The sequence below is a fragment of the Enterobacter adelaidei genome, from assembly GCF_041937165.1.
Classification (GTDB): Bacteria; Pseudomonadota; Gammaproteobacteria; order Enterobacterales; family Enterobacteriaceae; genus Enterobacter; species Enterobacter adelaidei.
The window spans coordinates 1,379,739-1,399,706 of record NZ_CP154353.1; the positions used below are offsets into that span (position 1 = coordinate 1,379,739).

The following is a 19,968-nucleotide window of genomic DNA, read 5'->3' on the forward strand; positions in this document are numbered from 1 at the left end:
TCGGAATTGTGGCATAATGCCGTGTTTATCACACTTTTCGCAGGAATCTCCCCGTGTTAGTTACCAGCAACGTCACTATGCAGTTTGGCAGTAAGCCGCTGTTCGAAAACATTTCCGTCAAATTTGGCGGCGGCAACCGTTACGGCCTGATTGGTGCCAACGGTAGCGGTAAATCCACCTTTATGAAGATCCTCGGCGGTGACCTGGAGCCGACGCTCGGCAACGTATCGCTCGATCCCAACGAGCGTATCGGTAAGCTGCGTCAGGATCAGTTCGCCTTCGAAGAATTCACCGTGCTCGACACGGTGATCATGGGACACGCGGAGCTGTGGGAAGTAAAACAAGAGCGCGATCGTATTTACGCGCTGGCCGAGATGAGCGAAGAAGACGGCTATAAAGTGGCCGAACTGGAAACGCAACACGGTGAGATGGACGGTTATTCTGCGGAAGCGCGTGCAGGTGAACTGCTGCTGGGCGTTGGCATTCCGGTAGAACAACACTACGGCCCGATGAGCGAAGTCGCGCCAGGCTGGAAACTGCGTGTGCTGCTGGCGCAGGCCCTGTTCTCCAACCCGGACATCCTGTTGCTCGATGAACCGACGAACAACCTGGACATCGATACCATCCGCTGGCTTGAGCAGACGCTGAACGATCGCGACAGCACCATGATCATCATTTCGCACGACCGTCACTTCCTGAATATGGTGTGTACGCACATGGCGGATCTGGATTACGGCGAGCTGCGCGTTTATCCGGGCAACTACGATGAATACATGACGGCTGCAACCCAGGCGCGTGAACGTCTGCTGGCCGATAACGCCAAGAAGAAAGCGCAAATTGCTGACCTGCAGTCCTTCGTCAGCCGCTTTAGCGCTAACGCCTCTAAATCCCGTCAGGCGACCTCGCGTGCGCGCCAGATCGATAAAATCAAGCTGGAAGAAGTCAAAGCGTCCAGCCGTCAGAACCCGTTCATTCGTTTCGAGCAGGATAAGAAACTGTTCCGTAACGCGCTGGAAGTGGAAGCCCTTACCAAAGGTTTCGATGAAGGTCCGCTGTTCAAAAACTTCAATTTACTGCTGGAAGTGGGTGAGAAAATTGCCATCCTCGGTGCCAACGGCGTGGGTAAATCCACCATGCTCAAAACCCTGGTCGGCGAACTGCAGCCGGACAATGGCACCGTGAAGTGGTCTGAAAATGCGCAGATTGGTTATTACGCGCAGGATCACGAATACGAGTTCGAAAACGACCTGACCGTCTTTGACTGGATGAGCCAGTGGAAGCAGGAAGGCGACGACGAGCAGGCTGTACGCAGTATTCTGGGGCGTCTGCTGTTCAGCCAGGACGACATCAAAAAACCAGCCAAAGTGCTCTCCGGTGGTGAGAAAGGGCGTATGCTGTTTGGCAAGCTGATGATGGAAAAGCCAAATATCCTGGTGATGGACGAACCGACTAACCACCTGGATATGGAATCGATTGAATCGCTGAACATGGCGCTGGAGATGTACCAGGGCACCCTGATCTTCGTCTCTCACGACCGTGAATTCGTCAGCTCGCTGGCGACCCGCGTGATCGAAATTACGCCAGAGCGCGTGGTGGACTTCACCGGTAATTACGAAGATTACCTGCGCAGTAAAGGTATCGAGAACTAAAAAAAGCCCGGTGGCGCTACGCTTACCGGGCCTACGAGTCAGTTTGTAGGCCGGGTAAGGCGAAGCCGCCACCCGGCAATGCTCAAAGCACCCACTCACCCCCTTCAACCCCGTTCACCAGCAGCGTACGTTTTTCCCCTACAGGCAGCGACACCTTCAGCGCTTTCCACGCCGGACGATAATCCCCGCGCGCGTTGACCTTCAGGTTGATGGTTGCGCCATCGCACACCATTTTCCACTCCACCCACAGCGCATTGCCGTTCTGGTAGCCCCAGCTTTCGCCGTCGTCTTCAAACAGCATGCCGTTGGTTGTCCCGACGCCCTTCACCGGGAACAGCTTCAGCTCGCGGGTGTTGTCTTTTTCAGCGGACACGTGGTTAATGCGTTCGCTGAGCGGCAGACCGGCACCGGCGCGCACCAGCAGCGGCAGTTTTTCCAGCGGCGCGTCGAGGACGATCGACTGGCCGCCCGCATACCACGCGTGGGTGTAAAAATCATACCAGCCGGTGGCGTTATCCGGCAGCCAGACGCGGCGCTCGCGCTGCCCGGCTTCGACGACGCTGGCGACCAGCAGATCGCGGCCCAGCAGGAAGTCATCGCACTCTTCAAACGTCTGCACATCGTGCTCGTGGTCGAGGAACGTCGGGCGCAGCATCGGCTCGTCGTCGGCATGCGCCTGCCAGAGCAGGGTATAGAGGTACGGCAGCAGACGGTAGCGCAGCTCAACCGCGCCGCGAATGGCCGGCGTGACGCCCGGGTACATCCACGGCTCGTTCACGGTGTGGTCATCGTTCCACGAGTGAATGGTAAAGCGCGGATGCATCACGCCGTTCTGCACCCAGCGCACGAACAGCTCGGCGTCCGGCTTGTCGCCGGAGAAACCGCCCACGTCGTGACCGACGTTGAACAGCCCGGACAGGCTCATGCCCAGCCCCATGCGGATGTTATAGCGCAGGGTGTCCCAGTTGGTGCGGTTGTCACCGCTCCAGGTCTGAACGTAGCGCTGCATCCCGGCGCAGCCGGAGCGGGAGATCAGATACGGGCGTTTTTCCGGCGCAAAGCGCTGCTGCGCTTCCAGCGAGGCGCGCATCATCAGCAGCGGCATGACCGGGCGAATATGCTTGATGGCGATCTCCTTGCCGAAGCCAAAGCAGCGGGCTTCCCCGTCCCACACTTCATACTCGTTGTTGTCGTTCCAGGTGGAGTCGATGCCCATCTCCAGCAGCTGCGTGGTGACGCCGTTCTGCCACCACTGCACCGTCTGCGGGTTGGTAAAGTCGAGGTGCGAACCTTCGTCATCCCAGAAGCTGGAGCGTTCGGGTGCATCGGTTTCTGAATCGCGAATGAACAGGCCGCTCTCCGCCACTTCGCTGTAGCGCGGATGATCCTGCAGCAGGCATGGCTTGATGTTTGCGGCCAACTTCAATCCCGCGTCGTGGAACGCCTGGCTCATCACCTTCGGCTGCGGCACCTTGTCATAGTTCCAGTTGAAGACGTAGCGCTTGCCGTTGATGGAGGTATAGCCAGACGAAAGCTGGAACGAATCGCACGGAATGGCGTGCTCTTCGCAAAGGCGGATGAAGTTCATCAGCTGATTCTGCGCGTCCGGCGCGTCGGTGTAGTGCATGGTCGAGCCGCTGTAGCCCAGGCTCCATTTCGGTCCGAACAGCGTCTTACCTGTGAGGCGCACGAAGGCTTTGGTGACGTCCAGCACGCGGCTGCCGGTAAAGATGTAGTAGTCGATATCGCCCGCTTCCGCCTGCCAGCGGCGATAGGCAGTGTGGTAGTTGTCGATTTCGTTACCCAGATCCAGCCAGCAGCTGCTCAGGTTGTCGTAGAACAGGCCGTAGCTCACGTCGTCGCGGCGGGTAAGGGTGAACGGAATGTGCTTGTAGAGCGGGTCGGTGCTGGCGGCGTTGTACCCCATGGCGTCGAGGTTGCGCATCTCGTAGCGTTTACCGTTGCGCTGCAGATCGCCCGCTTTCTCACCCAGGCCGTAGAAACGCTCGTCCTTGCGGCGGCTCAGGTAGTGCGCCACGCCGTCGCCGTGGGCGTTCAGCAGGTAGGCGCTGGTGGGGCGGTCGTTGACCAGCGGCTGCCACTCGCCCGCGTCATTGCGGTAGTGCCATTCGAGCCACAGCGGCTGGTGTACGGTCACGCGCAGCCGTTCGGTTGCCACGGTTAACGTCTCATCCTGCTGCGTCAGCGTCCAGACAGGACAAGTGAAACCGCTTAAATCATCGCGACGGCGACCTTCCCACGGCACGTCATGCTCCGGGGCAATGCTCCAGGTACGGTCCAGCGCCAGTTCGCCTTTGCGTTTGATCAGCACGCGGAACAAGCTCTCTTCCAGCACATACAGGCATAGGCGGTGCTGGTTATCGACCAGCAGTTCAAGATGGTTTGCCGACTGCGTATCAAGGGTCCAGTTTTTCAGGGTTTTCATATGCAATACATCCACTATCAGGCGCGCTTGGCGCGACGTTCAGCAATAAATGCTACCAGGAAGAGAGCGCCAATCAGGTCAAAGAAGCCCATGGCGATAAAGAGCGGGTTAAAGCCGATTTTGTCGGCGGTCACACCGATTAACAGGGAGAACAGGAAGCTGGCGATCCACGCCGCCGAGCCGCGCATGCCGTTGACGGTCGCCATCTGACCTTTGTCGAAGGACTCCACGACCAGGGCGCTCAGCATGCAGGAGATAATCTGGTGCCCGAAGCCGCCGATGGAGATCAGCACGATGGTGATATACGGGTCGCGGGTAATGGCGACGATGCCCAAAGAGATCATCAGGAACGCGCCCGTCACGGAGCTTGCCACCACCGAGTTAACGCGGGAGCAGCCGAACAGACGGGTGTACAGACGCGTCAGGTAGCCGCTCGCCACGCTACCGAGATCCGCGGCGAGGAACGGCAGCCAGGCAAACATCGCAATCTGCTTCAGATCCATGCCGTGCTCTTTGGCGAGGTACAGCGGCACCCAGAAGCTCAGTACCGCCCAGGCGGGTTCCGCCATAAAGGCCGGAATGGCGATGCCGTAGAAACGTTTGTTCTTCGAGACGGTTTTCAGCGCGGTCAGGAAGGGCAGTTTCACCGCAGGCGGTTCGTTATCCTGCTTGATAAACGCCAGCTCGTCCTTGCTCAGGTTCGGGTGCTGCTCCGGGTTATGGTAGAACGCCCACCACAGGATCACCCACAGCAGCGCCAGCACGCCGGTAAACATAAACGCGCCTTGCCAGCCAAACGACGCGTGCGCAAAGTAGATAATAGGCGGGGCCAGCATCGCACCGATGGAGAAGCCCACGCCCGCCCAACCGGCGGCAACAGGTCGCTCTGATTTCGGGAACCATTCACCGATGGTTTTGGCGTTCGCCGGGGTAGCGGCGGCTTCAGAGGCACCCATAAAGAAGCGCAGAATAGCCAGGTGCAGCCAGCTTCCGGCACCTGCATGGAAAATACACATCAGCGCCCAGATCCCGGCGCAGACCATAAAGCCAATCTTCAGGCCGATGACGTCAATCAACCAGCCGCACAGAGGCTGGAAAATGGTGTAGGCGATCTGGAATGCTCCCACGATCCAGGAGTATTGCTCGGTGGTGATCCCGAGGCTCTCTTTCAGTTCCGGGGCGAGGATCCCTAATGAGTTTCGGGTGATGTAGTTAACGGTGACGCCAAGTAAGAACAGCACCAGCACGTACCAGCGCAGGTTCTTGATGACGCGACGGGTTTTGCTTGCCGCAACAGTGTTATTGATGTCCTGACTCATTTTACTCTCCACAAGACGGACGGTAAGGGGACGGAGGTTCAGGTGTCACACAGTTTTTTATGGCTTTGATTTCTATCCGGTTATACTGCCTTAATTGGTATACAACTAGTATGGAAGTTGTGTGACAAGTTCACCTTAAGGGAGAAAATGAGTGGGCAATAGTGGATTTTGTGCAAAATTTCTCATAACTGACCTGAACCCTCTGGCATGATGGCTTTTATGTCAGTTACTGCCTGATAGATACGCTATGAAAATTTTTTCATTTCGCAAATGGAGCCAGATCACAAAATGGACAAAAGGCTAAAAATCACCGAAATCGCCGCCCGAACGCAGCTCTCAATCAGCACCGTATCGCGTGTGCTGGCGGGAAAAGCGAATACCAGCGAAAAAGCGCGTACAAAGGTGCTGGCGTGCGCGCGCGAGCTGGGGGTAATGGACGGCATGGCGGCAGGGCGTCTGCTGCTTAATAGCCTGGTGGTTTTTGCCCCCCAGAGGGCTTTTGACGAGCGGTCCGACATCTTTTACTACCGTGTGATCCAGAGTGTAGGTAAAGGGCTGGCATCCCATGAAGTGCGGTTACGCTACTGTGCGCTGGAAGAGAACGACAGCGACGCGCAACTTTTTCTGGCACGCATGAACGAACCGGATACCCAGGCAGCCATTCTGCTCGGCATTGACGATCCGCATATCCACGATCTGGCGGTGGATGTAGGTAAACCCTGTATGCTGATTAACTGTCGTGACCGCCATATGCGCCTGCCTGCCGTCGCGCCGGATCATCGCGCCATTGGCGAGCGGGCGGCGGAATATCTGTTCGAGATGGGACACCGTGAGGTGATGAACGTGCTGTGTCTGCGACGCTACACCATGGAGCAGCGTCTGTCGGGGATCCGCGATGCGTGGCTGTCCCATAATCTGAAGTTCAGCGATAAACATGATCTGCTGGTGGTACCCAGCTTCAGTGCACGCGAAACGGAACAGCTGGTCAGCAGCTGGCTCGACGACATGCAGGGGAAGGATTTACCTACCGCGTTTTTGGTGGGGGGCGACTTTATGGCGGCGGGCACCATCAGCGCGCTGCAAAACCACGGTCTTCGCGTGCCGCAGGACGTGTCGGTGATGAGTATCGACGGGTTTAATCTGGCGGCGATTCAGGATGTGCCTCTGACGGCCGTGCATGTTCCGCGTGATGAACTGGGAACGGAAGCGGTACATATGCTTCAGCAGCGGCTGATGCGACCGGACGCGCCTGTAGGAACATTGCTGCTCAACGGCACGCTGACCGTGCGGGAATCGGTACGGCGGATACGTCAGGGGAAACGACGCACCGCCGTTGAGCGGGAAGGGCTATACGACAGTTAAACCATGCCCAGCGCACGCTTGCCGTGGATGTTGAGATCGTTCACGGTAAAGCGGTCCTGCCAGCTTTTTTCATAATCTTCACGCGGGAAATCGCCCGGTGACGCGCCGGTTTCCAGCGCTTCCTTGACCTTCTTCGCATAGGCGAGGTTTTTCTCGCACATCGGTGCGGCAGGAATGTACATCACGTTGCCCCAGCCCTGCTGGTTTTCCACCGGTGCGACGGAGTGAATAACATCACAGTGCCACCATACGGAATCGCCCGCTTCGAGTGCCGGGATGCTGGTCAGCGCCTCGATCAGCAGCGGGTGCCACTTCTCTGAAACCGGCAGCACGCGCCCCGGAGCCACGCCGCACAGCTCATCTTCCGGCACGTCATCCAGCAGCGGACGCAGCAGAATATAAGCCATCGCTTCCGGGATCGGCACCACGTGCAGTAACCCCTGACCCTGAATCATGTCCGACAGCGCCGTCCAGCCCTGGAAGGTACGGAACACCGAACATTTGGTGGTGTTATCGACTGTGTACTCTTCCACTTCGGTACGGTGCGCGGCGTTCCACGGATCGTATTTATCGACGTTGCCGTCGAAGACTCGGGCAAACACCTGCTGATAGGCCGGTAACAGCCAGCGCTCCAGCGCGCCGGAGTCAGTATGCGCGCCCAGTCCTTTCGAGGTGGTTCCCGGCGGGCGGCGGCGGATGCGGTCCGGGTAAATCACACTCACGTCCGGGTCGAACCACTGTTTGCCGTTGCTCTCAAATGTCCATAAACGGTTCAGGAACGACTGCACCTGCGCCATCTCTTCGCTCTGGCGCGCCTGCATTTGTGCCTGCGACCAGTAGATCGGGTAAATTTCCGGGCGAGAGGCCGTCAAGGTGCCGAAGAAGTTATCGCCTGGTCCTTTATATACCTCGTCAAACTTGTTCAAATCGAGGTAGTCGAGCATCGACTGATCCCACGCCAGCGCCTGCTCGCGCGGGAAGTGATTCTTGATGACCGCACAGCCACGACGTTTAACGGCTTCACGCTGTTCCGCACCAATCGTGCCGTTTTTTACATCGGCAAATGGGATTACCGGCCAGACGGTTTCGCCTTTGTTCTTTAGCGCGTTGATTTCCGCCACGCGGGTGGCGATTTTATCGCTGAGCTTGTTGAATACTGCCTGAACGTCGCCAATCTGGGCGCGTAATTCACGCTTCATCTGGCGAATTGCTGCTTTGTGATCTGCTGGCAAAATTTCACTGGTAAACGTCATAACCGCCTCGCATCTTTCATTCGAAAGTAAAAGTATCTACAAGTGATACTTTAAGTTAAAAATAAGTTAATGCAAGTTTAAAAACTTGACGTGCGCCACAGGATGGAAAAGAAGGGAAGAGCCGGAGCGAGGCTCCGGCGAGGAAAGGATTACGCGTCGAACGGGGAATGGGCGTCGAGCACGGCCTGAATGACGTTCAGCGCGCCCTGATGATTGTTGTCGTCGGTGCTGTAGCGGGCGATCTCTTTGATGCTTTCTGCCGCGTTGCCCATCGCAAACGAGTATTTCACCAGCTTCAGCATCTCTGCGTCATTGCCGCTGTCACCAATACCCACGCACGCCTGCGGGGAAACATTCCAGCGCTTCAGCAGACGGCTGATGCCGTTGGCCTTGTGCAGGCCGGGGATAATCAAATCGACAAAACCAAAGCCGCTGGTGACGGGCTTCATAATGCCATCCAGCGACACATGCAGTTTGTCGATAAGATTCGGGATATCGCTGTCCGGCAGGTTCAGGGAGAACTTAAACAGCACGTCGTCGATTTCGTGGTAGTCACTGATGCGTTTTAAACGGTGATAGTGCTTTGACATTAGCGCCACGAACGCGTCCGGAGCTTTGTCGCTAACGTAAGCACTCTCCAGCCCGCAGGCCACAAAGTTCAGCCCTTTGTCTTTCAGCAGTTCGCCAATCACGATTTGCGATTCATGACGCGTCAGCTCGCCGTGGAAAATCTGCTCGCCGTGGTCGAACACCAGTGCACCGTTTTCGGCCACGAAGGATATCTGATCTTTCAACTCCGGAAAGAAGGAGATGAGCTGGTAATACTGGTTGCCGCTGGCGACAACGAATTCAATATCACGGGCTTTAAGCTGTTCAAACTGCGCCTGGAAGCGGTCACGATCGTACTGCTTGGCATCATTAAGGAAAGTTCCGTCCATATCGGTGACGATAACTTTTACGGTCATACATTGCGCTCCTGGATCACTGCGTTTGAAACATTCTAATAACAAGGTGACGGAGAGCACAAATTTAATTTCATTCGAAAGTAAAAGCAAAACGGCAACCAGGGTTGCCGTTTTTAGTGTTTTCTCCCCCTCCCCGTGGGAGAGGGGCGGGGTGAGGGCATCAGCCTGCACATTTCCCCTTAGAGGATGCACCGTTACAGCGTATGTTCAGTACGCGCAATAATATCGTCCTGCGCATCCGGCGACAGGGCGGTGAAGAACGCCGAGTAGCCCGCCACGCGCACCACCAGGTCACGATACTGGTCAGGATGTTTCTTCGCTTCCAGCAGCGTTTCGCGCGAGACGATGTTGTACTGAATATGCCAGCCTTTATGCACCTCAAAGAAGGTGCGCAGTAGCACCATTAGCTTCTGGCGATCGCTGTCGTTTTCCAGCGTCGACGGGTTCAGCTTCTGGTTTAACAGCACACCACCGAGAATCGCTTCCGTCGGCAGTTTACCCACGGAGCCGATCACCGCCGTCGGGCCAAGGTGGTCCGTACCGGAGGCCGGGCTTGCCCCTTCTGCCAGCGGGGTGTGCGCCCTACGTCCGTCCGGGGTGGCCATCGTTGCCGCGCCAAACGGCACGTTCGCGGAAATAGAAGAGGTGCCCGCGTAGTAGTTACCGCCAATCGGACCGCGACCGTAGCGCGGGTTATGGTACTGCTTCAGCTCTTCGATATAGGTCTCGTAGGCGCGGGTAAGCAGCATATCCACGCTGTCATCGTCGTTACCGTACTTCGGCGCGCCGTTGATCAGACGCTGGCGCAACTGCTCGTGAGTCAGCCCCTCGAAGTCATCCGCCAGCGCGGCCGCCAGCTGCTGTTGACCGATAGTGCCCTGCTCGAACACCAGCTTTTTCACCGCCGCAAGGCTATTGCCGAGGTTGGCGATGCCCACCTGCAGGCCGGAGACCCAGTCATACTTCGCGCCGCCCTGCTTGATGCTTTTCGCACGCTCGATACAATCGTCCACCAGCGCCGAGCAGAGAATATCGTGGACGTTCTCTTCCAGCATGGTATCCACCACGTACTCAATCTCGATGGATTTGCGGGTGTAGTAGCGGATCTGGCTATCCCACGCCGTCATCACCTCCTCGAAGTTGTCGAAGTTACCGGCAGAGAGCGCTTTCTCCTGCGGCAGGAATACCTTGCCGCTGGTGGCGTCGCGGCCGCCTTCCAGCGCGGCGAGCATTACGCGTGCAAAGTTGATAAAGCTCATGCCGGTGCAGCGGTAGCCCCACTTGCCGCCCACCGCGGTTTCGATGCAGCCGATGGCCGCGTAGTCGTAGGCGTCGTCTCGTTCAACGCCGAGCTTGATGAATTCCGGGATCACGATTTCATCGTTATTAAACGCCGGCATGCCGAAGCCGCAGCGGATCACCTGCACGCAGGCGTCGAGGAAGTCGTTGCTCATGCCCGCGTGGTAACGCACGCTTAGGTTCGGCTGGGTAGAGCGCAGACGACCGCAGGATTCCAGAATGGCATAGGAGAGCGGGTTCACGGCATCCATTGGCTCGCCGTTCACCAGCTTCTGGCCGCCGATAGTGACGTTCTGGTAAAGCGGGCTACCGGCAGAGGCTTTAGAGTGCGAGCCGGAGCGGATTTTGTTCACTTCGAGCAATTTCAGCCAGCAACTGTGGAGCAGTTCGATCGCGTGCTCGCGGTCAAGACTCTGGTTCAGCTCCACGTCGCGACGGTAGTACGGATAGAGATACTGATCCATACGCGCGAAGGAGACGGAGTGGCCGTTGGACTCGATCTGCAGGATCAGCTGAATGAAGTAGCACAGCTGCAGCGCCTGCCAGAAGGTTTTTGGCGGCTCGTGAGCAATCACGTCACAATTTTCTGCCATCGCCAGCAGCTCGTCGCGGCGGCTTTCGCGGGTCTCGGTAGAGGCCATCTCGCGCGCCAGATCGGCGAAGCGTTTGATGTGCAGGCTTACCGCTTCCAGCACGATATCAATCGCCTTCAGGAACTGATCGCCGTGCAGGTCTTCCAGCACCGTCAGGTTGATGCGCGAGCGGCGTTCGGCCACTTTGGCGCGCAGGCCGTCGAGACCTTTCTCCAGCACCAGCGGGAAGTTAACGGCCAGGTGTGCATCACCTGACGTCATGTTGCCTTCTGCCTTGATAATGCCGGTTTCCAGCAAACCTTTCTGCTCGTCGGTGAACATGCCGTAGCAGCGATCCTGTACTGTCTGCCCGCGCCACCATGGGCAGATTTCATGCAGCACGCGTTTGTTCTCTACGCTTACCGCAAAGCCCGCGCCCGGGCGGTCTGCCAGATCGTCGATCTCTTTCTCAATCCACGAGACGGTGTATTCCGGGAAAATCGGCGCGGCGCGCACTTCGCTTGCCTGGTTACCGATGATCAGCTCATCGTGTTTGATCCAGATAGTACGTTCCGCCAGGTGATGTGCCAGCGCAAGAGCACGGCGCACCGGGATCGGTTTGTCCATATGCTGCTGGTACATTTCGGTGTAATGCTGGGCGCGCTCGGTACAGACCGGCGGCTTAACGATATGTACGAGGGCATTTTTGTGCGCTTTAATGCGCTCGCTAAGGGTGTTGAGATTCAGGGTCGTCATAGGTTTATCCTCGTAAGGTCGCGGTTAACCCTTTCTGGCAGGCGTACTGCTGAGCGAAGCCCAGTAGCGCAGGGTTATCAAGCGGTTTGTCAGGGGCAGAGTAGGGTTGGCCGAGCAGGGTGTATTTGTTCATGCCCAGCGTGTGGTATGGCAGAAAATGAATATCGTCGACGCCGAGTTCGTCGGCGGCAAAGTTGGTAATGGCGGTAATAGATGCTTCATCGGCGTTGAAGCCCTGAATCAGCGGCACGCGAATGGTGATTTTTTTCCCGGCAGCGGCCAGGCGTTTCAGGTTGTTCAGGATCCGTTTGGCCGAGCCGTCCGTCCACTGTTTGAACACCTCGCCATCCACATGCTTCAGGTCGGCCAGAAACAGATCAACATACGGTAATGAGGGCTCGATATAGTGCCACGGCACGTGAAGGCAGGTTTCAACGGTGGTGTGGATCCCCTGTTCGTGGCTAGCTTTAAACAGAGCCTGAGCCAGCTCAGGGTTCATAAACGGCTCGCCGCCGGAAAGCGTGATCCCGCCGCCGCTGCGATCATAAAAGGGTTTGTCGCGCAGCACGGTTGCCATAATTTCTTCCACCTGCTTCTCTTCACCGCAGACGGTAAGTGCCTGCGTCGGGCAGCAGTTGGTAAGGGCGTTGATCGTGGCTTCATCAAGCTTCTCACGGTGGATGACCAGGCCATTCAGCGCACGCTCGATACAGTCCGGTGCCGCCTGCTGACACAGGTCGCAGCCGTCCAGGCAAAGGCGCGCATCAAACAGCACGTCCCGGCTGCGGGAGCGGCTTTCCGGGTTCTGGCACCAGCGACAGCCCAGCGAGCAGCCTTTCAGGAACACCACGGTACGAATACCGGGGCCATCGTGGGTGGAGTAACGCTGAATATTGAAGATCATGTTTTTGCCTCTCATCTTGCATACGAAGATTAAATTACTTTCGAATGAAAGTTATCTTGATGCAGGTCAACTACTGAGCAGGTTTTGCTGTGATAGGGTAAGTGCAGGCTAATTTTGAGGGTGACATCATGGAACTTTATCTCGACACATCTGACGTTGCGGCAGTCAAAAAGCTGGTGCGTATCTTCCCGCTGGCGGGCGTGACCACTAATCCAAGTATTGTTGCTGCGGGTAAAACGCCGCTGGATGTTTTGCTCCCGGAACTGCACGACGCACTGGGTGGGAAGGGGCGTCTGTTTGCACAAGTCATGGCAACGACCGCAGACGGGATGGTTGAGGATGCACGTAAGCTACGTGCGATTATTCACGATCTGGTCGTGAAAGTGCCAGTAACGGCGGAAGGGCTGGCGGCAATCAAAATGCTGAAAGCGGAAGGGATCCCGACGCTGGGTACGGCGGTCTACGGCGCTGCACAGGGGATGCTGTCGGCGCTGGCGGGCGCAGAGTATGTTGCCCCTTACGTTAATCGCGTGGACGCGCAGGGCGGGGACGGGATCCAGACCGTAGTGGAATTACAGCAGCTGCTGACGCTGCATGCCCCGCAGTCAAAAGTGCTGGCCGCGAGTTTTAAAACCCCGCGTCAGGCGCTGGATTGCCTGCTGGCGGGCTGCGAGTCCATTACGCTTCCGCTGGACGTGGCGCAGCAGTTCATTAACTCTCCGGCCGTGGATGCGGCGATTGTGAAGTTTGAGCAGGACTGGCAGGGGGCGTTTGGTCGGACGTCTATCTGACAGGGGCGGCCTGATGCCCTCACCCCAACCCTCTCCCACAGGGAGAGGGAGCAAACACTAAAACGGCAACCTGAAGGTTGCCGTTTGCTTTAACCTCCGCAAACCTCACACCCCGGATTGCGCATCAGCTTCATCTCGCGAAACTGACAGGTCATCGCGTCATACATCACGATTTTCCCTGCTGCAGGCGTGCCGTAGTGCGTCAGCACTTTGATCGCTTCCATCGCCTGCAATGAGCCGATCACGCCGACTAATGGCGCCATCACGCCCGCTTCAACGCAGGTCAGCGCGTTCTCGCCAAACAGACGGCTCAGGCAACGGTAGCAGGGTTCTCCCTCAGCGTAAGTGAAGACGCTGATTTGCCCCTCCATGCGGATCGCCGCGCCGGAAACCAGCGGGGTTTTATGGACAAAACAGCCTGCATTTAGCTGATTACGGATAGCCACGTTATCGGTGCAGTCGAGTACCAAATCGTGCTGCGCAATCTGGGCGCGCAACGCGTCGTCATCCAGTATCGCGTTAATCAGGGTGAACTGAACGTTGGGGTTGATGCGCGCCAGCGCCGTGCGGGCAGAGTCCACTTTCGGCTGGCCAATTGTCGCATCGCTGTGCAGCGTCTGGCGCTGCAGGTTAGACACTGACACGGTATCAAAATCCAGCAGCGTCATCCTGCCCACGCCCGCTGCGGCAAGGTATTGTGCGGCAGCGCAGCCCAGACCTCCAAGACCGACGACCAGCACGCTGGCCGCCTTGAGCGCTTCCTGGCCCTCGAAATCAAAACCACGCAGCACAATCTGGCGGTTGTAGCGCATCATCTCCTGGTCAGTCAGTTCCACCGTCATCTTAGCCTCCGAACAGGTGGTTAAAGCGCTCAACCTCAACCCATTCACCGGCTTCCACGTTGCCACGTTCGCGCTCCAGCACGATAAAGCAGTTACCCTGGCTGAAGGAACTGAAGATGTGCGAGCCCTGGTGTCCGGTGGTGCTCACTTCCAGTTCGCCGTCCGCGTTGCGCGCCAGAATACCGCGCTGGAAATCGAGACGACCCGGTGATTTTTTCAGGCGCGTGGCGGCACGTACGCGCTGGCGCATCGGCAGCGGGCTGGCGTGGTTGCCCGAAAGTTTTGCCAGCAGCGGGATCACCAGCTGGTAGAAGGTCAACGCGGCAGAGACCGGGTTACCCGGCAGGCCGCAGAACCAGCTGTGCGTGAGTTTGCCAAACGCGAACGGTTTGCCTGGCTTAATAGCCAGCTTCCAGAAGGCGATTTCGCCCAGTTCTTCAAGAATGGTTTTGGTGTAATCCGCTTCGCCCACGGAGACGCCGCCGGAACTGATGACCACGTCGGCAGATTTATCCGCCTCGATAAACGCCGCGCGAAGTTGTTCCGGATCGTCTGGAATAATCCCGAGGTTGATCACTTCACAGCCCAGCTGCTCCAGCATCAGGTGTACCGCCAGACGGTTGGTGTCATAAATCTGGCCGTCCTGCAGCGGCTGGCCCGGAAGCTGCAGCTCGTCGCCAGTGGAGAATACAGCGACGCGCACCTTGCGAACGACGTCGATTTCCGCGATGCCGAGCGAGGCCAGCACCGGCAGCTCCGCCACCGTCAGCTTTTGCCCGGCGGCAAAAACGGTCGCACCGAGGGTGATGTCTTCGCCCGTGCGGCGGATATTTTGACCCGCTTTAACGCCAGCGGTAAAGCGCACGCCGTCGTCCGTCTGTTCCGTCTCTTCCTGCATCACGACCGCGTCGCAGCCTGTCGGAACGGGTGCTCCGGTCATGATGCGCACGCAGGTGCCCGCAGGCCATTCACCGCTAAACGGCTGACCCGCAAAGGCTTTACCTGCCACCGGCAGGGCGTTACCCGTCTGGAGATCCACCAGGCGTACCGCGTAACCGTCCATTGCGGAGTTATCGAATCCCGGCACGTTAAGCGGAGAGACGATATCGCGTGCGGCAATACGGCCAAAACAGCGCACGAGGGGCAGCGTCTCAACGTCATGCAGCGGGGAAATTCGGTTAAGCATCTGCGTGAGTGCCGTCTCAAGCGGCATCAGTCCGGCGGTAAAATCCATGGTGGGCTCCTGCACAGTAACAACGAAAGCGCTCATTATGGCAGAAAAGTGCGGCTAACTGTATGACCCGATGGGTGTACGCTTTACATCACAGTTGCGTCTTTCTATATTCAAAAATCATCTGAAGTTTCATCGACGATAATGATATTTATAGAAAAAGCCGCGAGTCAGGCTAACAGGTGATGCGAATGGGTAATGCGGTAATCGCAATTCATGGCGGCGCCGGGGCAATAACCCGTGCACAGCTTAGTCCCGAACAGGAAAAGCGCTATATCGACGCGCTGTACGCCATTGTGGAAACAGGCCAGAAAATGCTGGCAGCGGGCGAAAGCGCGCTGGATGTGGTCACCGAGGCGGTTCGTTTGCTGGAAGAGTGCCCGTTATTTAACGCGGGGATCGGTTCGGTCTTTACCCGGGATGAAACGCACGAACTGGATGCCTGCGTGATGGACGGTATTACCCTGAAAGCAGGGGCCGTGGCAGGTGTCAGCCATCTACGGAACCCGGTGCTGGCTGCGCGTCTGGTCATGGAAGAGAGTCCGCATGTGCTGCTGATGGGCGCAGGCGCGGAAAAATTTGCCATTGAACATGGGATGGAATCTGTTTCTCCTGACCTGTTTTCAACGCCGGAGCGTTACCAGCAGCTTCTGGAAGCTCGTTCTGCGGGCATGACGCAGCTTGACCACACTGCACCGCTCGATGAAACCACCAAAATGGGCACGGTTGGCGCGGTGGCACTCGATAAAGCCGGGAACCTCGCGGCAGCCACCTCCACGGGTGGAATGACCAACAAACTGCCGGGACGTGTCGGCGACAGTCCATTGCCCGGTGCCGGCTGCTATGCCAATAACGCGACGGCGGCCGTATCGTGTACCGGAACCGGGGAAGTGTTTATTCGCGCCCTCGCAGCCTATGACATCACCGCGCTGATGGATTACGGTGGTTTAAGTCTGGCTGAGGCCTGCGAGCGGGTAGTCATGGAAAAACTGCCTGCGCTCGGCGGCGTCGGCGGGCTCATTGCGGTGGATCGTGAGGGCAATGTGGCATTGCCGTTCAACAGCGAAGGCATGTACCGCGCATGGGGATATGCCGGTGATGAACCCAGTACCGGGATCTATCGTGAATAAGGGGGCAACACGTGCCGCACAGTGAAGAGTTGGACAACCGCGAAGTGCTGGCTGCCCATCAACTGAATATTGCGTTTCAGGAAGAGCGGCAGTTCATCCCCGCAGTACAGAATTTATCGTTCTCGCTCAGGCGCGGCGAAACGCTGGCCATTGTCGGTGAATCCGGTTCCGGAAAATCGGTCACCGCTCTGGCATTGATGCGCCTGCTGGAACAGACAGGTGGGCAAATCAGCAGCGAGAAAATACTCCTGCGCCGTCGCAACCGCCAGGTGATTGATTTAAACACGCTTAGCGCCGCCCAGATGCAGGGCGTGCGCGGGGCGGATATTGCGATGATCTTCCAGGAGCCGATGACCTCCCTAAACCCGGTCTTCCCGGTCGGGGAGCAGATTGCGGAATCTATCCGGTTACATCAGGGGTTGAGCGGTGATGAAGCGCTCAAAGAAGCCCGACGGATGCTGGAGCTGGTGCGCATTCCGGAGGCGCAGGCCATTCTGGCTCGTTATCCGCATCAACTTTCTGGCGGCATGCGCCAGCGGGTGATGATTGCGATGGCGCTCTCCTGCCGCCCGGCAGTGCTGATCGCCGATGAACCGACCACGGCGCTGGACGTGACGATCCAGGCGCAGATCCTGCAGCTCATCAAGGTGCTGCAACAGGAGATGGAAATGGGGGTGATTTTCATCACCCACGATATGGGCGTGGTCGCCGATATTGCCGATCGCGTTCTGGTGATGCACAAGGGCAATGCGGTGGAAACCGGTACGGTTGAGCAAATCTTCCACGCACCCGTTCACCCTTATACCAAAGCGCTGCTGGCGGCGGTTCCGCGTCTCGGGGCCATGAACGGCAGTGATTTACCGCGCCGCTTCCCGTTGATTTCCCCTGAAGCAACAGGGCCGGAAGTGGAGGAACGCGAGCAGGACACGGTGGTGCCAGGCAAGCCTATTCTGGAGGTGCGCGATCTGGTCACCCGTTTTCCACTGCGCAGCGGCATTCTTAATCGCGTGAAGCGCGAAGTGCATGCAGTGGAAAACGTCAGTTTTGATTTATGGCCAGGCGAAACGCTGGCACTGGTGGGAGAGTCCGGCTGTGGGAAATCCACTACCGGGCGCGCGTTGCTCCGGCTGGTGGAATCTCAGGAAGGTAGCATTACCTTTAACGGCGAACGTATTGATACCTTGCCAGACAGTAAGCTGCAGGCGATAAGGCGGGATATCCAGTTTATATTCCAGGATCCGTACGCCTCCCTCGATCCACGCCATACGGTGGGATACTCGATTATGGAGCCGCTGCGGGTACATAACCTGCTCGATGGCGGCGCGGCACAGCGTCGCGTGGCCTGGCTGCTGGAACGCGTCGGCCTGAAGCCGGAACATGCCTGGCGTTATCCGCACGAGTTTTCCGGCGGTCAGCGGCAACGTATTTGCATTGCCCGTGCGCTGGCGTTAAACCCGAAAGTGGTGATTGCCGATGAGTCCGTCTCGGCGCTGGATGTCTCTATCCGCGCGCAAATCATCAATTTATTGCTCGATTTACAGCGGGATATGGGCATCGCCTTCCTGTTTATCTCACACGATATGGCGGTGGTAGAACGTATCAGCCATCGCGTGGCGGTGATGTTGATGGGGCAAATCGTGGAGATTGGTCCGCGAAGGGCGGTGTTTGAGAACCCACAGCATCCGTACACGCGCAAGCTCATCGCTGCTGTACCGGTTGCCGATCCGGCGCATCGTCACGGCCAGCGCGTGCTGCTGCAGGATGAAATGCCGGGCAATATTCGTAAACGCGGCGAGGTCGTAGAGCGAGTCATGCTGCGTGAAGTCGGTCCGGGCCATTTTGTGGCCCCCCCGCGTCAGGACAACGCCTTTTCGCGGCTATAACTTACAACAGGCAGGAGAACACAATGGTTAAATTTGTCGCGCGTAGATGGGTGTTAGCTGTGAGCGTGACGGCAGCCCTGGCCGCTGGCCCCGCGTTCGCTGCCAAAGATGTGGTGGTGGCCGTCGGCTCCAATTTCACCACGCTGGATCCGTATGACGCCAACGACACGCTCTCTCAGGCGGTGGCGAAATCGTTCTATCAGGGACTCTTCGGCCTGGATAAAGAGATGAAGCTCAAAAACGTGCTGGCTGATGGGTACACCGTGTCCGACGACGGGCTGGTGTATACCATCACGCTCAGAACCGGCGTGAAATTCCAGGATGGTACAGATTTCAATGCGGAGGCGGTAAAGGTTAACCTCGACCGCGCCAGTAATCCGGAAAATAGCCTCAAGCGCTATAACCTGTATAAAAATATCGCCAGCACCGAGGTGGTCAACCCGACGACGGTAAAAATCACCCTGAAAGAGCCGTTCTCCGCGTTTATCAATATTCTGGCGCATCCGGCGACGGCAATGATTTCCCCTGCCGCGCTGAAGAAATACGGCAAGGAGATCGGCTTCCACCCTGTTGGCACCGGCCCTTACGAACTGCTGACCTGGAACCAGACCGATTTTGTGAAGGTGAAGAAATTCGCCGGATACTGGCAGCAGGGATTGCCGAAGCTGGACACCATTACCTGGCGCCCGGTGGTGGACAACAACACCCGCGCGGCGATGCTGCAAACCGGCGAGGCGCAGTTTGCTTTCCCGATCCCATATGAGCAGGCCGCCATTTTGCAGAAAAACAGCAAGCTGGAGCTGGTGGCCAGCCCGTCGATCATGCAGCGCTACATCAGCATGAACGTGACGCAAAAGCCGTTCGATAACCCGAAGGTACGTGAGGCAATCAACTATGCCATTAACCGTCAGGCGCTGGTGAAAGTCGCTTTTGCCGGCTATGCCATCCCGGCAACCGGCGTGCTGCCGCCGGCTATCGCGTATGCGCAAAGCTATCAGCCGTGGCCGTACGATCCGGCCAAAGCGCGCGAGCTGCTGAAAGAGGCTGGTTTCCCGAACGGGTTTAGCACCACGCTGTGGTCGTCGCACAATCACAGTACCGCACAGAAGGTGCTGCAGTTCACCCAGCAGCAGCTGGCACAGGTCGGGATTAAGGTGCAGGTCACCGCGATGGATGCCGGACAGCGTGCGGCTGAAGTGGAAGGTAAAGGGCAAAAAGAGAGCGGTGTGCGGATGTTCTACACCGGCTGGACGGCCTCGACCGGTGAAGCCGACTGGGCATTATCACCGTTGTTTGCTTCGCAGAACTGGCCGCCAACCCTGTTCAATACCGCGTTCTACAGTAACCCGCAGGTGGACAAAGATCTGGCCGATGCGCTGAAAACCACCAAACCGGAAGAGAAGGCCCGCCTCTACAAAGATGCGCAGGATATCATCTGGAAAGAGTCACCGTGGGTGCCGCTGGTGGTCGAGAAACTGGTGTCAGCCCATAACAAAGCGTTGACCGGTTTCTACATCATGCCGGACACCGGCTTTAGCTTTGACGATGCGGATATAAAATAACACT

The 19,968-nt window shown here is 57.6% G+C and carries 13 protein-coding genes and 1 pseudogene; 6 read left to right on the forward strand and 8 right to left on the reverse strand.

All coding sequences use genetic code 11. The annotated features are described in order from the left end of the window. The first annotated feature begins 53 nt into the window (after positions 1-53). Complete coding sequence (locus AAHF05_RS06690; RefSeq protein WP_129323513.1) at positions 54-1,649, forward strand: ABC-F family ATPase; 1,596 nt, start codon at positions 54-56, stop codon at positions 1,647-1,649. A gap of 82 nt (positions 1,650-1,731) precedes the next feature. On the opposite strand, the gene AAHF05_RS06695 is transcribed toward AAHF05_RS06690, so the two are convergent. Both AAHF05_RS06695 and AAHF05_RS06700 read right to left on the reverse strand, forming a co-directional pair. Beyond that, on the reverse strand, positions 1,732-4,095 hold the full coding sequence (locus tag AAHF05_RS06695; protein ID WP_129323512.1) for a glycoside hydrolase family 31 protein: 2,364 nt from the start codon (positions 4,093-4,095) through the stop codon (positions 1,732-1,734). A 17-nt stretch (positions 4,096-4,112) separates the two neighbouring features. Beyond that, positions 4,113-5,414 (reverse strand): MFS transporter, encoded by a 1,302-nt coding sequence (locus AAHF05_RS06700; RefSeq protein ID WP_332613558.1) that lies wholly within the window; start codon positions 5,412-5,414, stop codon positions 4,113-4,115. A gap of 288 nt (positions 5,415-5,702) precedes the next feature. Here AAHF05_RS06700 and AAHF05_RS06705 point away from each other — a divergent pair, with 288 nt between their 5' ends. Beyond that, positions 5,703-6,776 carry a LacI family DNA-binding transcriptional regulator gene (locus AAHF05_RS06705; protein WP_032667016.1) on the forward strand — a complete coding sequence of 358 codons (1,074 nt, stop codon included), beginning with the start codon at positions 5,703-5,705 and terminating at the stop codon, positions 6,774-6,776. Here AAHF05_RS06705 and AAHF05_RS06710 read toward each other — a convergent pair. The 4 genes from AAHF05_RS06710 to AAHF05_RS06725 form a co-directional block, all read right to left on the reverse strand. Further along, positions 6,773-8,029 carry a DUF1479 domain-containing protein gene (locus tag AAHF05_RS06710; RefSeq protein WP_129323511.1) on the reverse strand — a complete coding sequence of 419 codons (1,257 nt, stop codon included), beginning with the start codon at positions 8,027-8,029 and terminating at the stop codon, positions 6,773-6,775. The two genes, AAHF05_RS06705 and AAHF05_RS06710, sit on opposite strands and share 4 nt — an antisense overlap. A gap of 149 nt (positions 8,030-8,178) precedes the next feature. Continuing rightward, the gene (locus AAHF05_RS06715) at positions 8,179-8,994 is read right to left on the reverse strand and encodes a Cof-type HAD-IIB family hydrolase (protein WP_129323510.1); all 816 of its coding nucleotides are present in this window, start codon (positions 8,992-8,994) and stop codon (positions 8,179-8,181) included. A gap of 194 nt (positions 8,995-9,188) precedes the next feature. Then, positions 9,189-11,621, reverse strand: coding sequence for a formate C-acetyltransferase/glycerol dehydratase family glycyl radical enzyme (locus AAHF05_RS06720; protein ID WP_129323509.1), 2,433 nt, complete (start codon positions 11,619-11,621; stop codon positions 9,189-9,191). Between the two features lie 4 nt (positions 11,622-11,625). Beyond that, entirely contained in the window at positions 11,626-12,525 is a 900-nt protein-coding gene (locus tag AAHF05_RS06725) for a glycyl-radical enzyme activating protein (RefSeq protein WP_129323508.1), read from the reverse strand. 128 nt (positions 12,526-12,653) lie between these two features. On the opposite strand from AAHF05_RS06725, the gene fsa reads away from it, so the two are divergent. After that, on the forward strand, positions 12,654-13,316 hold the full coding sequence (gene fsa / locus AAHF05_RS06730; protein ID WP_129323507.1) for a fructose-6-phosphate aldolase: 663 nt from the start codon (positions 12,654-12,656) through the stop codon (positions 13,314-13,316). 89 nt (positions 13,317-13,405) lie between these two features. Here the strand turns inward: fsa and moeB are convergent, their stop codons facing one another. Together moeB and moeA are read right to left on the reverse strand one after the other, a co-directional pair. After that, positions 13,406-14,158, reverse strand: a complete 753-nt coding sequence (gene moeB, locus AAHF05_RS06735; protein WP_129323506.1) for a molybdopterin-synthase adenylyltransferase MoeB — start codon at positions 14,156-14,158, stop codon at positions 13,406-13,408. 1 nt (position 14,159) lies between these two features. Continuing rightward, complete coding sequence (gene moeA, locus AAHF05_RS06740) at positions 14,160-15,392, reverse strand: molybdopterin molybdotransferase MoeA (RefSeq protein WP_129323505.1); 1,233 nt, start codon at positions 15,390-15,392, stop codon at positions 14,160-14,162. 188 nt (positions 15,393-15,580) lie between these two features. On the opposite strand from moeA, the pseudogene iaaA reads away from it, so the two are divergent. The 3 genes and pseudogenes from iaaA (at position 15,581) to gsiB (ending at position 19,964) form a co-directional block, all read left to right on the forward strand. Continuing rightward, positions 15,581-16,544, forward strand: a pseudogene (gene iaaA, locus AAHF05_RS06745) (beta-aspartyl-peptidase). Further along, a complete protein-coding gene (gene gsiA, locus AAHF05_RS06750) occupies positions 16,531-18,402 on the forward strand; it encodes a glutathione ABC transporter ATP-binding protein GsiA (protein WP_129323503.1) in 1,872 nt (623 codons plus the stop codon). The pseudogene iaaA and the gene gsiA overlap by 14 nt, the downstream one beginning before the upstream one ends. Positions 18,403-18,425: 23 nt before the next feature. Then, on the forward strand, positions 18,426-19,964 hold the full coding sequence (gene gsiB, locus AAHF05_RS06755) for a glutathione ABC transporter substrate-binding protein GsiB (protein ID WP_129323502.1): 1,539 nt from the start codon (positions 18,426-18,428) through the stop codon (positions 19,962-19,964). Positions 19,965-19,968 lie beyond the last annotated feature (4 nt).

What these genes read in the sequence shown, in the direction of transcription:
- AAHF05_RS06710 (WP_129323511.1), bottom strand. Translation starts at nt 8,029, where the DNA reads ATGACGTTTACCAGTGAAATTTTGCCAGCAGATCACAAAGCAGCAATT.
- AAHF05_RS06725 (WP_129323508.1), bottom strand. Translation starts at nt 12,525, where the DNA reads ATGATCTTCAATATTCAGCGTTACTCCACCCACGATGGCCCCGGTATT.
- AAHF05_RS06695 (WP_129323512.1), bottom strand. Translation starts at nt 4,095, where the DNA reads ATGAAAACCCTGAAAAACTGGACCCTTGATACGCAGTCGGCAAACCAT.
- AAHF05_RS06700 (WP_332613558.1), bottom strand. Translation starts at nt 5,414, where the DNA reads ATGAGTCAGGACATCAATAACACTGTTGCGGCAAGCAAAACCCGTCGC.
- gsiB (WP_129323502.1), top strand. Translation starts at nt 18,426, where the DNA reads ATGGTTAAATTTGTCGCGCGTAGATGGGTGTTAGCTGTGAGCGTGACG.
- moeA (WP_129323505.1), bottom strand. Translation starts at nt 15,392, where the DNA reads ATGGATTTTACCGCCGGACTGATGCCGCTTGAGACGGCACTCACGCAG.
- AAHF05_RS06705 (WP_032667016.1), top strand. Translation starts at nt 5,703, where the DNA reads ATGGACAAAAGGCTAAAAATCACCGAAATCGCCGCCCGAACGCAGCTC.
- AAHF05_RS06720 (WP_129323509.1), bottom strand. Translation starts at nt 11,621, where the DNA reads ATGACGACCCTGAATCTCAACACCCTTAGCGAGCGCATTAAAGCGCAC.
- moeB (WP_129323506.1), bottom strand. Translation starts at nt 14,158, where the DNA reads ATGACGGTGGAACTGACTGACCAGGAGATGATGCGCTACAACCGCCAG.
- fsa (WP_129323507.1), top strand. Translation starts at nt 12,654, where the DNA reads ATGGAACTTTATCTCGACACATCTGACGTTGCGGCAGTCAAAAAGCTG.
- AAHF05_RS06715 (WP_129323510.1), bottom strand. Translation starts at nt 8,994, where the DNA reads ATGACCGTAAAAGTTATCGTCACCGATATGGACGGAACTTTCCTTAAT.